Here is a 12,779-nt window from a genome sequence, read left to right on the forward strand (position 1 = left end):
GAAACTGTTGTCATGGCGGGCTGGCACGCTCGATCCCGCCCCAGGACACTGGATCGGCAACGCCACCTTCGCCGACCTCGTTGTCGTCTGGGCACGAGACGAGGAAGACAACCAGATCAAGGCGTTCGTGGTCGAGAAGGGCACGCCCGGGTTCACGTCATCCGGTCGGTGAGGGTGGCCATCCGGTCGGCGAAGACCGTCGCGGCGTGCAGCAGCACGTCATCACCGGTGCGGGCGTGTTCGCGCAGGGTGGCTTCGGTCAACTTGATGACGTGCTCATCCCCGGAGTCCTGGACCCGCTCGAGCAGTACGCCACGCTGCGGCGCCGGTCGGTCGGAGTGCCAGTCCAGTCCGTCGTCACCAGGGCTGGGCGCAAAGGCCGCCACCACCGCGCCCAGGACCTGCCATGCGGCGGCCACCGACGGGACGCGCTGTGTCGAGTCAAGATGCGGCAACACCAGTCGGATCGCGGCCGGCGCGGTGATGGCGTGGCAGAAGGCGACGGGGGCGTCGGGGCGGGCGATGAGCACCCGCGCGGCGGCGCTGATCAGCTCGTCCAGCGTGGCCTGACAGGCGACGTCGGGATCGGTGACCAGGCTCGGCGGTGTCGCGGGTCGGTAGCGGTCCAGTGCGGCAGCGAACCCGGTGAGCCGATCGAGGGCGACCAGCCGGCCGGTGATGCCGGGGCCCGGCGAGGGGGTGGCGGACTTCAGGCGAGGTAGTCCGGTGAGCGCAGCCGGCAACGGGACTGTCCCGGTGAGCGTGGGATTGCCGGGAAGTCGCTGGTAGCGGGCCGCCCAGTAAGCCAACCCCTGGGCGAGTTCGTCCACCAGTAGGGGGTGGGGCTCGGCAGCGACGGCCAGGGCACGGACCGCGTGCGCGGTGCGGATCACCCCGTGCATGCCCGCGGCGGCCAGGCCGGGCAGCAACCGCGGCCACCACCGGGTGAGCACCGTCGGCCAGGGGCGCTCGGCGACCTCCCGGCGCAGCAGTGCGATCCAGTCACCCAGCAGATCCATCCGCCCCAACGCGCTGCGGTAATCCTCGGGATCGAGCCGGAACCGCGGCACCGCCGCACCGTCCAACCGCGGCCGGTAGCGGGCGGCCCACCCCGGCGCTTGATCACCGACGCCCAAGGTCACCAGCGCTTCACAGGCCATCGGGCCGTGGTTGGCGAGAAAACCCTCGAACTCCGGGCCGGTACCCTCCAGCACTTCCAGTCCGGCCAGCAATGGCCGCAGGTCAACACGCATGAACCCATCATCAAACCTCGACCAAGGTCGAGGTCAACAGCGGCCACCGCGCGTCACGTTGCCGTCAGGGAAGCGGAGCCACCGAAAGAACCTTCGCGCTCCAAGGGCAGTAGCGGTCGCTGGTGAGGGTCCCGTCCTCGACGTGCGAGGGAAGACCGTCGCATATCTCCATCGCGAAATCGGCCCAGGCGAAGTCCTTCGGGTCGATGTGCCAGCTGTAGCCGATGTTGACGTCGGCCGATCCGCGCACGATCTTGCCGTTCGGGATGCGTGGCGCGTCCCTGTCACCGCGCAGCAGCCGGAAGGCGTTCTCGATGTCGTCCTTCTCCACCAACCGAACCCGGTAGTTCTCCTGGTCCGCAACGCGGATGGTGGCGACGTACTGCGTGCGGGCGTCCTGCTCGGCGGCGGAGGCGACCGAGCCAACGCCGGGAAGGATGAGGCCCACCACGGTAGCGGCCAGGGCGGCGAACCTTGTCATGCGTCGCAAGGCGTTTCCCCTCGGATCGGGAGTACCGGCGTGGGTCACGCGCCGAGTACCCGGCGAGATCGACACCGAACACCCTGCCGAACCCGGGCGGGCCGGACAGTGACAACGATCACGAACCGGCTGTGTCGATGATCATCGACAGGATCAGGACAGGTCGGGTTCGGCAAGCTCCAGCGCCTTCCGCATCGCCTCCCGCGCGCGGCCCCGGTCCCCGGCCAGGTCGTAGGCCATGGCCAGCCGGTACCAGCGTCGCCAGTCCCCCGGCTCGGCCTCCACCTCGGCCCGCCGCTCGGCGAACCAGGCGTCGGCCGCGTCCCGATTCACCCGTCCCGACGGCAGCCGCGGCAGGCCCGAGGTGTCCGGCATCCCACCCTCCGTGGCGAGCTGCCGCGCCAACCGCTCGGTACGCATGCCGAAACGCACGTTCGCCACCACGATCCACACGCCGATCAGCGGCAGCACCAGCACGGTCAACCCGAGGGCGATACCCACCGGCGTGCCCGTGCCCAGCAACACGACCGCGCGCCGGGCGGTCAGCAGGAAGTAGACCACCAGCACCGCGACGAGCAGCAACGCCACGTTGCGGGGCGAGAGCAGCCGGCGGGTCGCGTTCATGGCCTGTCGAGCCCCAGGAACGCCTCGAGCCCGACGGTCAGGCCCGGGTGGGTGAGCAGCTCGCGCACGCCCAACAGCACGCCCGGCATGAACGACTTCCGGTCCAGCGAGTCGTGCCGGAGGGTGAGCGTCTCACCCTCGGTGCCGAACAACACCTCCTGGTGCGCAACCAGGCCGGACAACCGCACCGAGTGCACCCGCACCCCGTCCAGCTCCGCCCCGCGCGCCCCCGGCGCCTGGTGGGTCGTGGCGTCCGGGCACGGTTCCATCTTGGCCTCGGCGCGCGCCTGGGCGACCAGCTCGGCGGTCCGCGCCGCGGTGCCCGAGGGAGCGTCCGCCTTGCGTGCGTGGTGCAGCTCGATGATCTCGACCGACTCGTAGAACCGGGCCGCCATCTCGGCGAACTTCATCGACAGCACCGCGCCGATCGCGAAGTTCGGCGCGACCAGCACGCCCAGTTGCGGCTTGTGCTCCAGCCACGACCGCACCGTCGCCAGGCGCTCGGCGTCGAAGCCGCTGGTGCCCACCACGCAGTGGATTCCCTGGTCCACACAGAACCGGACGTTGTCCATGACCACGTCGGGATGGGTGAAGTCGACGACCACCTCGGCGCCGGCGTCGGCGATGTTGAACAACCAGTCCCCGGAGCTGGCCATGGCGACCAGGTCCATGTCCGGGGCGGCGTCCACGGCGCGGCAGACCTCGGACCCCATCCGGCCCCGGGCACCGATCACGCCGACCCGGATCGGCTCGTCGGCGGGACGGGCGGCGGGCTGGCTCATGCTCGAACTCCAATCGCGGCGCTGGTGACGGGTCGCGCCGGTGTCGCGACCCCACTGGCCCACACCGGCCGAACTGCTCAGGGCTTGGCGGCCGTCAGCTCGTGCACCTCGGCGGGCAGCTCTCCCGGTTGAGCGTACGGGCCGACGACGGCGGCACTGACCGGGCGCCGGAGCAGCTCCCGCGCCAGCGCCGCGACCTGCTCGGGCGTGACCGCGTCGATCCGCTCCAGCAGCTGCTCGACGGTGAGGTGGTCGGCGTGGTTCAGCTCACCCTTGCCGATGCGGCTCATCCGGGAGCCGGTGTCCTCCAGGCCGAGCACGAGCGCGCCGCGCATCTGCCCCTTGCCGCGGGCCACCTCGGCCTCGGACATGCCGCCGGCGGCCACGTCGGCCAGCACGGCCCGCACCACGCCGGCGACCTCGCCCAGCCGCTCCGGCTGGCAGCCGGCGTACACGCTCAGGCTCCCGGTGTCGGCGTAGGAGGCCACCGAGGAGTAGACCGAGTACGCCAGCCCGCGCCGCTCCCGCACCTCCTGGAACAGCCGCGAGCTCATTCCGCCGCCCAGCGCGGCGTTGAGCACGCCCAGCGCGAAGCGCCGCTCGTCGTGCCGGTCCAGCGCCCGCATGCCGAGCATGACGTGCGCCTGCTCGGTGTCGTCGGGGTGCAGCCCCAGTCGCCGGCCACCGCTGATCCGGGCCCGGCCCTGTCGCGGCGCCACCGGCGCCTGGTCACCGGCCAGCCGGTCGCCCAGGGCCCGGCGCACCAGCCGGAGCACCTGGCCGTGCTCGACGTTGCCCGCCACCGCGAACACCATGCGCGGCAGTGCGTAGCGGCGCCGGTAGAAGCCGTACAGCGCGTTCCGGCTCATCCCGGTGATGGAGTTCTCGCTGCCCAGCACCGAGCGCCCCAACGGGTGGTCGCCGAGCAGGGCCGCGCAGAACGCGTCGTGCAGCAGGTCCTCGGGGTCGTCGTCGCGCATGGCGATCTCCTCGAGCACCACGCTGCGTTCGGTCTCCACGTCGTTCGGCGTGCACAGCGCCTCGAACACGACGTCGCAGAGCAGGTCGACGGCCAGCGGGAGATCGCTGTCGAGCACGTGCGCGTAGTAGCAGGTGTGCTCCTTGGCGGTGAACGCGTTCAGCTCGCCGCCGACGGCGTCCACCTCCTCGGCGATCTGCGTCGCGCTGCGCCGCCCGGTGCCCTTGAACAGCAGGTGTTCCAAATAGTGCGCGGCGCCGGCGACCCTTGGCACCTCGTCGCGCGAGCCGACCCCGACCCAGATGCCGACCGAGGCCGACCGCACGCCGGACAGCTCCTCGGTAATCACGCGCAGCCCGCCGGGCAGCACGCTGCGCCGCACCGCGGTGCCGTTGGTGTTGCGCTCCAACACCCTGGTGCTGCCGGGGCGCTGCAGGTGGCCGGGCCGGGGGCGCAGCGTCCGCCCACCCTGACTCGCTCGATGTGAGCGGCCGCGGGCGCCCGGGGCGCCCGCGGCCGCGTTACCGCTGTGGGTCACTTCGACTCCGGGGTCTCCTCCGGAACCAGGATCAGGCTGATCTTGCCGCGGTTGTCGATGTCGGCGATCTCCACCCGGAGCTTGTCACCGACCTTGACCACGTCCTCGACCTTGTTGATCCGCTTGCCGTTGCCCAGCTTGGAGATGTGCACCAGGCCGTCCTTGCCCGGCAGCAGCGAGACGAACGCGCCGAAGGCCGCGGTCTTGACCACGGTGCCCAGGAAGCGCTCGCCCACCTTGGGCAGCTGCGGGTTGGCGATGGCGTTGATCTTGTCGACGGCCGCCTGGGCGGACGGGCCGTCCGCGGCGCCGACGTAGATGGTGCCGTCGTCCTCGATCGAAATGTCCGCGCCGGTCTCCTCGGTGATCGAGTTGATCATCTTGCCCTTCGGGCCGATGACCTCGCCGATCTTGTCCACCGGGATGGTGACGGTGGTGACCCGCGGCGCGTACGGGCTCATCTCGTCCGGCCGGTCGATGGCCTCGGCCATCACCTCGAGGATGGTCAGCCGGGCGTCCCGGGCCTGGCCGAGCGCCTGGGCCAGCACGTCGGAGGGGATGCCGTCGAGCTTGGTGTCCAGCTGCAGCGCGGTGACGAACTCCTTGGTGCCGGCGACCTTGAAGTCCATGTCGCCGAAGGCGTCCTCGGCACCGAGGATGTCGGTGAGCGCCACGTAGCGGGTCTCGCCGTCGACCTCGTCGGACACCAGGCCCATGGCGATACCGGCCACCGGGGCCTTCAGCGGCACACCGGCGTTGAGCAGCGACATGGTCGAGGCGCACACCGAGCCCATCGAGGTGGACCCGTTGGAGCCCAGCGCCTCGGACACCTGCCGGAGGGCGTAGGGGAACTCCTCGCGCTTGGGCAGCACCGGGACCAGGGCCCGCTCGGCGAGCGCGCCGTGCCCGATCTCCCGCCGCTTGGGCGAGCCCACGCGGCCGGTCTCACCGGTGGAGAACGGCGGGAAGTTGTAGTGGTGCATGTAGCGCTTGGTCGTCTCCGGCGAGAGCGTGTCCAGCGACTGCTCCATGCGGAGCATGTTCAGCGTGGTCACACCCAGGATCTGGGTCTCACCCCGCTCGAACAGCGCCGAGCCGTGCGCCCGCGGCACGACCGCGACCTCCGCGGCCAGGCTGCGGATGTCGGTGACGCCGCGGCCGTCGATGCGGATCTTGTCGCGCAGGATGCGCTGGCGGACCAGCTTCTTGGTCAGCGCGCGGAAGGCCGCGCCGACCTCCTTCTCCCGGCCGGCGAACGGCGACTCCTCGTCGGCGATCACCCGTTCCAGGCAGGACTGCTTGACCTCGTCGATACGGCTCTCGCGCTCCTGCTTGCCGGCGATGGCCAGCGCCTCGGCCAGCTCGTTGCTGACCGCGTTGGACACCGCCTCGTAGGCGTCCGGCTGGTAGGCCGGGAACAACGGGAACTCGGCGGTGTCCTTGCCGGCGGCGTCGGCCAGCTGCTGCTGGGCCTCGCACAGCACCCGGATGAACGGCTTGGCGGCCTCCAGCCCACCGGCGACCACCTCCTCGGTGGGCGCCTGCGCACCGGCGGCGACCAGGTCGCCGGTCTGCTCGGTGGCCTCGGCCTCGACCATCATGATCGCCACGTCGTTACCGACCACCCGGCCGGCGACGACCATGTCGAACACGGCCGTCTCCAGCTGCTCGTGAGTGGGGAAGGCGACCCACTGGCCCTCGATCAACGCCATCCGCACGCCGCCGATCGGGCCGGAGAACGGCAGGCCGGCCAGCTGGGTGGAGGCGGAGGCGGCGTTGATCGCCACCACGTCGTAGAGGTCCTGCGGGTGCAGGCTCTGCACCGTGATCACGACCTGGACCTCGTTACGCAGGCCCTCCACGAAGGACGGGCGCAGCGGACGGTCGATCAGCCGGCAGGTCAGGATGGCGTCGGTGGACGGCCGGCCCTCCCGGCGGAAGAAGGAGCCGGGGATCCGGCCGATCGCGTACATCCGCTCCTCGACGTCGACGGTGAGCGGGAAGAAGTCCAGAAACTCCTTGGGCTGCCGGGACGCGGTGGTGGCCGACAGCAGCATGGTCTCGTCGTCGAGGTAGGCAACGACGCTGCCGGCGGCCTGCCGGGCCAACCGGCCCGTCTCGAAGCGGATGGTGCGGGTCCCGAACCGCCCGTTGTCGATCGTGGCGGTGGTCTCGTGGACCTGGTTTTCGGTCATGTTCTCTCCTCGTCCTACGGGCCGTGCACCGCAGGCGCGCGGGTTCACGGTCCGGACGAGGCCGGTCTTCGATCGAAGTCCCCGGGAGCCGACGCGGCCCCTCGGGAACCACTACCGAGGACCGGCGAACAGGTCCCCCGTACGCGTGGTGGGTGCAGCCCTGGTTCAGTTAGGATCAAGGGGGAGCGACCCGTGGTCGCTCCCCCTCGGCATCCGTCAGCGGCGCAGTCCGAGCCGCTGGATCAGCGACCGGTAGCGCTCGATGTCCACCTTCTGCAGGTAGTTCAGCAGCCGGCGCCGGCGGCCGACCATCAGCAGCAGGCCACGACGGGAGTGGTGGTCGTGCTTGTGCACCTTCAGGTGCTCGGTCAGGTCGCTGATCCGCTTGGTCAGCAACGCGACCTGGGCCTCCGGCGAGCCGGTGTCGCCATCCTTGAGGCCGTACTCGCCGAGGATGGTCTTCTTCTGTTCGGTGGACAAAGCCACTGGTGTGGTCTCCTTGCTCTACTTGGTGCCGTGCGGCCCAACGGGGGTGGTCACCGCCGGGTGAGTCGGTCACGGCCGCCACGGACTGCAGCCGGACCCAACAACCGAGGGTAGCAGGCCGTCCCCCACCTGCCGGCGCACTGGTTGCCCCAGGTCACCCACCCCGGAATCGGCCGGGCCGCGCCGCGGCCCGGCCGGTACCCGACACGCCCTGTGACGCCGGCCATCCCGCGCCTAGCCGGTGCCGGAACAGTCGACCGCCAACGGCGTGCGCCGCAACAATTGTCGGGCGGTCACGCTTCCCGCCGCTCGAGTCGTCGGCCGCGTCCGGTGGCGGGCGCTTCCGTTGGGATTTCTCGGGAAGCCCGCGGCATCGCAGCCTCGGCCGCGAGCCAGGATCTCCGCCGGTTCCCAGCGCGGCATCGCGCGAGACGGCGGGAGGTGCCGCCAGCCATGGCCCGAGATCGCAGATCGTGCCGGAGCGCGCTCGACGCGGGCCCGATCGCGCCGGTACCCGACTTGTGGATCGTGATCTCCCTCATCGATCTACGGCGACTCGCGTTGCAGCGGTACTCGTTCGAGCCGGCTGTAAGTCGAGCCCTGCGCACCATGGAGCTCACTGCGCACCAGGAGCACCTCGTCGGCGACCCACCACGGGCCGGTGTAGTCGGCCAGCAGCTCGCGGATGGCCGTGGTGTCGGGCCGCCCCCGGGACCAGCGCGCCACCGTGAGGTGCGGACGGTACCGCCCGGGGTCGGTACCGGCGACCTTGGCGAGCTGCCGCAACGCCGCGACGTCCGCCTCCTCCCGCGGCTCCACGCCCACCCACAGCACGCCCCGGAAGACACCGCTGCCGGTGAACCGGAGGGTCGGTCCGAGGACCTTGGGTCCGCGGCGGCGCAGCCGGTCGGCGCGCCTGTCCCGCTCGGCGTCGTCGCACTCGCCGTGGAAGCACAGGGTGAGGTGCCACTTCTCCACCGGGACCCAGCGCAGCCCCGCCGGTGGCTGGGCCAGCGCCGCACGCAGCCGTGCCGTGAGGTCGCGCACCGCGTCCTCCGGCGGCCACAGGGCGGTGAACAGCCGCACCCCGCTCCCTACCCAATCCGCTTCGGCCTTCGGCGCTGCCCGTTACTCGTCCCGGGCGGCCCGGCGCAGGAACCTCGACAGTCTCGGGAACCGCGCCGACAGCAGGTCGGCCGCGGCCAGCAGCTCGTCGTGGCGGGCGTGCCGGCGCAGCGTGGCCAACGCGGCGTCGTCGTGGTTGCCCTCGTCGACCGGGAGTGTCTCCCGGCCCACCTTCGGCCGCGAGTTGCGGACCTCCTCCAGGGCCCGCCGCAACGCCTCCTTGTCCCCGGCGGCCACGTCCGGGGTCAGCACCCGGCGCTCCAGCATGACCATCCTGGCCAGCACGGCGGGGTTGCCGATCTTGGCGCGGCGACCACTCATCACCTGGCTCAGCATCGGCGCGCTGATGCCGAGCACCTCGGCCAGCTGGGCCTGCGACACGTCGAACGCGACGACGAGCCGGCGTACGCGGTCCCCCAGGGGCTCGCCGTACCACTCGCGCTGCAGCGCGAGGTTGCGCTGAACGGTCTTGTGCTCCTCCACGTATGCGTCTCCCACGTTTCCCTCACGGCCCAGCGCAGGCATACTGCCAGGTCCCCGTCACCGTTCGGGGCGGAACCCGGGCACGGTTCGCATCTGCACTCGCCTCGCGGCGCTGCGTCGAGCCCCCGGCTCACTTCCCCTCGGCGTCGGCGGCCAGCAGCTCGCGGGTGTGCTCGACGTCGCGGTGCATCTCCTCGACGAGCTCGGCGGGGCTGTCGAACCGCTGCATCTCCCGGATGCGGGCCACGAAGTCCAACGCGACCCGCTCGCCGTAGAAGTCCTCGTCGATGTCGAGGACGTAGGCCTCGACGCGCCGCTCCCGACCGGAGAAGGTCGGGTTGGTCCCCACCGACACCGCGGCCTGCAGCGAGCGGGTGACCCCGTCGGCGTCGGCGTGCAGGAAGCGGCAGGCGTAGATGCCGTCGGCCGGTACCGCCGCGAAACGCGGCGTGGACAGGTTGGCGGTGGGGAAGCCGAGCTCCCGGCCGCGGCTGTCACCACGCACGACGATGCCCTCGAGCCGGTGCGGCCGGCCCAGGGCCTCCGCGGCGGCGGCCACGTCGCCGGCGTCGATGCAGGACCGGATGTAGGTGGAGGAGAAGGTGATCTCTCCGGTCGCGGTGCGCTCGCTGATCAGGGTGGCGCCCTCCACGGTGAAGCCGAACCGCTGGCCGAGCCGGCGGAGCAGGTCCACGTTGCCGGCGGCCTTGTAGCCGAAGGCGAAGTTCTCCCCCACCACGACGGCGGCCGCGTGCAGCTGCTCGACGAGGATCTCGTGCACGAACTCGTCGGCGGGCACCCGGGACAGCTCGAGGGTGAACGGCAGCACGCAGAACACGTCGACGCCGAGCTCCTCCACCAGCTCCGCGCGACGCCGCAGCGTGGTCAGCTGCGCCGGGTGGCTACCCGGGCGCACCACCTCGGACGGGTGCGGGTCGAAGGTCATCACCACGCAGGGCAGGCCGCGCTCGTGCGCCAGCCGGACCGCCCGACCGATGAGCTGCTGGTGTCCGCGGTGCACGCCGTCGAACACCCCGATGGTCACCACACACCGGCCCCACCCGCCGGGCAGGCTTTCCAGACCACGCCAACGCTCCACGTCTGGAAAGCCTAAATGTCCCCGGATCAGGCTATTGCCGGCGGTACCACCCGGTCGGGTGGAGTGGCCGGCCGGACCCTCCACCCGACCTGCGGCACGGCCGGGCGCTCAGCTCGCGGGAGTGAGCACCACGAGCGGGCGCGCCGCGCCCCCCTGTTCGTTCACCAGGGCGACCACCCGGCCGTTGGGGGCGAACACACCGTAGGTGCCGAAGATGCCGGTGGCGGGTAGGCGTTGGCCGTGGGCGACCGCCACGGCGTCGGCGGCGTCGACGTCCCGGCGCGGGAACGCGGCCGCGACCGCGTCGTCCAGCCCCAGGCTTAGGCCCGGGTCGCTCTCCAGCTTCTCCAGGCCGCGCGCCACGGCCAGCCCGAACGGGCCGACCCGGGTCCGACGCAACGCCATCAGGTGGCCGCCCACGTACAGGTCGGCGCCCAGGTCGCGGGCCAGGGCCCGGACGTAGGTGCCCGAGGAGCACTCGACCATCACGTCGAGGTCGGTGTGGCCGCCCTCGTGACGCATGGCGAGCAGGTCGAACCGGTCCACGGTGACCGGTCGCGCGGGCAGGTCCACCTTCTTGCCGGCGCGCACCAGCTCGTAGGCCCGCTCGCCGGCGATCTTCACCGCGCTGACCGCGCTGGGCACCTGGTCGATGTCACCGGTGAGCTTGGCCATACCGCGCCGGACCTGCGCCTCGGTGACGTTGGCGGCGTTGGCCTCGCTGAGCACCTCGCCCTCGGCGTCGTCGGTCGTGGTGGCGGCGCCGAGCCGGATCGTGGCCAGGTACGCCTTGCTGTCCAGGGCGAGGTGGCCCAGCAGCTTGGTGGCCCGCTCCACGCCCAGCACCAGCACGCCGGTCGCCATCGGGTCCAGGGTGCCGGCGTGGCCCACCTTGCGGGTGCCGAGGATCTTGCGCACGCGGGCGACGACGTCGTGCGAGGTCATCCCCGCCGGCTTGTCGACCACGACCAGGCCCGGTGGGACTTGGGGACGGGTTTCGGGCTGTCTGTTGGCACTGTTGGCGACTGCGGACACGGCGGACCATCTTCCATGGACGGCGCGGCGGCGGAAACAAGGGGGTCCCTCGAAGGTCGGCTTCCCTCCCACCCGCCACCGGCACCGGGTGCACCGGAGCTCCCGCCGCTGGCCTTGCGGTAGCGACCAAGCGAAAGTACGCCCTTGCGCAAGTCTTTCGCTGCGGTCCTGGCACGGCTTCGGCGGAAGCCGTGCCAGGACCCGGAAGCATCACGGGCAGCCAACGCGATGGTGGGCCACACGGAACAGGTCCGCGGGGACCGGCGCTGGACATCGTGTGCCTGGCCGGGAGAGCGCTCGCCCGCTGGCGACCGCTGTCCGGCCCCGCCGGTGGACCCGGTGGCTCCGATCAGGCGGGGGCCAGGGCGGGCGTGGCGGGGAGTACGTCCCAGCGCCGCGGCCGGAGCTGAACCGGAACCTCCTCGCCCCGTGCCTGGGCGGCGAACACGACGGCCCGCGCCCGGCGCCACCACACCAGCGTCCGCCACGCACCCAGCCCGAGTACCGCGGCCACCGCGAGCAACGCGACGCGGTAGGCGGTGCCGGGGCCGAGCGGCTCGGCGAGGTCCAGCAGCAGCCCGACCGCCAGCGCCGAGATCGTGGTGGCGACGAAGCCGCCCACGTTCACCACGCCGGTCGCCGTGCCCACGCGGCGGAACGGGTTGTAGTCGCGGGCCAGCGCGAACCCGATGGCCGAGATCGGCCCGCCCAGCGACAGCAGGAGGAAGACGACCGTCAGCAGCTCCGCCGGCAGCTGGCCGGGCCAGGCCAGCATTGCCAGCCAGGCCAGGCCCGCGGCGGTGAGGAACCCGGTGGCCACCGGCATCCGTAGCTCCGGCCGGCGGGCGGTGAACGCACCGATCACCGGTCCGCCGAACAAGCCGCCGAACACCAGCAACGTCAGCACGGCGCTGGCGGACTCCGGGCTGAGCCCCTGCGCCTCCACCAGGTAGGGAAAGCCCCAGAGCAGGCCGAGCGTGGACGGCAGCACGCCGGTGGAGAAGTGCACCCAGAACCCGAGCCGGGTGCCGGGCGTCCGCCAGGAAACCGCCACGCGGGCGACGACCTCGCGCGGATAGATCGGTTCCGGCGTGGGCGCGGGCATGCCTGCCGGCACGTCCCGCAGCCGCCACGCCGCGCGGGCCGAGTACGCGGCGGTGGCCAGGCCGGCGACGAGGAAGGTGACGGTCCAGCCGGCGCTGTCCAGCAGGACGGTGAGCGGGAGCGTGGCGGCGAGGTTGCCGGCCGCGCCCAAGGCACCGGACAGCGACACGACCAGGGCGTAACGGCGGGCCGGGAAGTGCGCGGCGACGAGTCGCAGCACGCTGACCCAGGTCAGCGCGTCACCAAGGCCGAGCACCGCCCGGGCGGCCAGTCCCAGCGGGTAGGAGTCGGCAACGGCGAACAGGGCCTGCCCCAGCCCGAGCAGGACGGCAGCGGCGGTGAGCACGCGGCGCGGGCCGAACCGGTCGACCAGCAGGCCGGTCGGGACCTGCATGACCGCGTACACGCCGACCTGCAGCACGGTGAACGTGCTCAGGGCGGCGGGACCGACCCCGAAGCGCTCGCCAGCCTCCAGGCTGGCGACACCCAGGGACGCGCGATGGAAGATCGCGGCGAAGTAGATGACGACGGCGGTGGTCCAGATCAACCACGCCTGTCGAGTGGCGCGCTCGACGGGCACAGTTCTCCTTCGGGG

Annotated in this window: 13 protein-coding genes; 1 reads left to right on the forward strand and 12 read right to left on the reverse strand. The window is 71.9% G+C overall.

The genetic code is table 11. From position 1 onward, the window contains the following. Positions 1-7 precede the first annotated feature (7 nt). The gene (locus tag IEY55_RS03240) at positions 8-172 is read left to right on the forward strand and encodes a hypothetical protein (RefSeq protein WP_189054341.1); all 165 of its coding nucleotides are present in this window, start codon (positions 8-10) and stop codon (positions 170-172) included. Here the strand turns inward: IEY55_RS03240 and IEY55_RS03245 are convergent. The 12 genes from IEY55_RS03245 to IEY55_RS03300 form a co-directional block, all read right to left on the reverse strand. Further along, entirely contained in the window at positions 153-1,253 is a 1,101-nt protein-coding gene (locus tag IEY55_RS03245; protein ID WP_189053699.1) for a questin oxidase family protein, read from the reverse strand. The two genes, IEY55_RS03240 and IEY55_RS03245, sit on opposite strands and share 20 nt — an antisense overlap. Before the next feature lie 64 nt (positions 1,254-1,317). After that, positions 1,318-1,734: a BP74-related protein gene (locus IEY55_RS03250; RefSeq protein WP_189053701.1), complete on the reverse strand. Its 417-nt coding sequence runs from the start codon at positions 1,732-1,734 to the stop codon at positions 1,318-1,320. A 153-nt stretch (positions 1,735-1,887) separates the two neighbouring features. Beyond that, a complete protein-coding gene (locus IEY55_RS03255) occupies positions 1,888-2,358 on the reverse strand; it encodes a tetratricopeptide repeat protein (RefSeq protein WP_189053703.1) in 471 nt (156 codons plus the stop codon). Further along, the gene (gene dapB, locus IEY55_RS03260) at positions 2,355-3,140 is read right to left on the reverse strand and encodes a 4-hydroxy-tetrahydrodipicolinate reductase (RefSeq protein ID WP_189053705.1); all 786 of its coding nucleotides are present in this window, start codon (positions 3,138-3,140) and stop codon (positions 2,355-2,357) included. The genes IEY55_RS03255 and dapB overlap by 4 nt, the downstream gene beginning before the upstream one ends. A 77-nt stretch (positions 3,141-3,217) precedes the next feature. Next, a complete protein-coding gene (locus tag IEY55_RS03265; protein ID WP_229686039.1) occupies positions 3,218-4,576 on the reverse strand; it encodes a M16 family metallopeptidase in 1,359 nt (452 codons plus the stop codon). A gap of 77 nt (positions 4,577-4,653) precedes the next feature. Next, positions 4,654-6,852 carry a polyribonucleotide nucleotidyltransferase gene (locus IEY55_RS03270; protein WP_189053707.1) on the reverse strand — a complete coding sequence of 733 codons (2,199 nt, stop codon included), beginning with the start codon at positions 6,850-6,852 and terminating at the stop codon, positions 4,654-4,656. Between the two features lie 216 nt (positions 6,853-7,068). Beyond that, a complete protein-coding gene (rpsO, locus tag IEY55_RS03275) occupies positions 7,069-7,338 on the reverse strand; it encodes a 30S ribosomal protein S15 (RefSeq protein ID WP_189053709.1) in 270 nt (89 codons plus the stop codon). 546 nt (positions 7,339-7,884) lie between these two features. Beyond that, positions 7,885-8,424: an RNA 2',3'-cyclic phosphodiesterase gene (thpR, locus tag IEY55_RS03280; protein ID WP_189053711.1), complete on the reverse strand. Its 540-nt coding sequence runs from the start codon at positions 8,422-8,424 to the stop codon at positions 7,885-7,887. 42 nt (positions 8,425-8,466) lie between these two features. Continuing rightward, positions 8,467-8,946 (reverse strand): helix-turn-helix domain-containing protein, encoded by a 480-nt coding sequence (locus IEY55_RS03285; protein ID WP_189054256.1) that lies wholly within the window; start codon positions 8,944-8,946, stop codon positions 8,467-8,469. 130 nt (positions 8,947-9,076) lie between these two features. Beyond that, a complete protein-coding gene (locus IEY55_RS03290) occupies positions 9,077-10,045 on the reverse strand; it encodes a bifunctional riboflavin kinase/FAD synthetase (protein ID WP_189053713.1) in 969 nt (322 codons plus the stop codon). Between the two features lie 108 nt (positions 10,046-10,153). Then, entirely contained in the window at positions 10,154-11,080 is a 927-nt protein-coding gene (gene truB / locus IEY55_RS03295) for a tRNA pseudouridine(55) synthase TruB (RefSeq protein ID WP_189053715.1), read from the reverse strand. 349 nt (positions 11,081-11,429) lie between these two features. Next, positions 11,430-12,764, reverse strand: a complete 1,335-nt coding sequence (locus IEY55_RS03300) for an MFS transporter (protein ID WP_189053717.1) — start codon at positions 12,762-12,764, stop codon at positions 11,430-11,432. Positions 12,765-12,779: the final 15 nt, after the last annotated feature.

This window comes from Longimycelium tulufanense, assembly GCF_014645795.1.
GTDB lineage: Bacteria > Actinomycetota > Actinomycetes > Mycobacteriales > Pseudonocardiaceae > Longimycelium > Longimycelium tulufanense.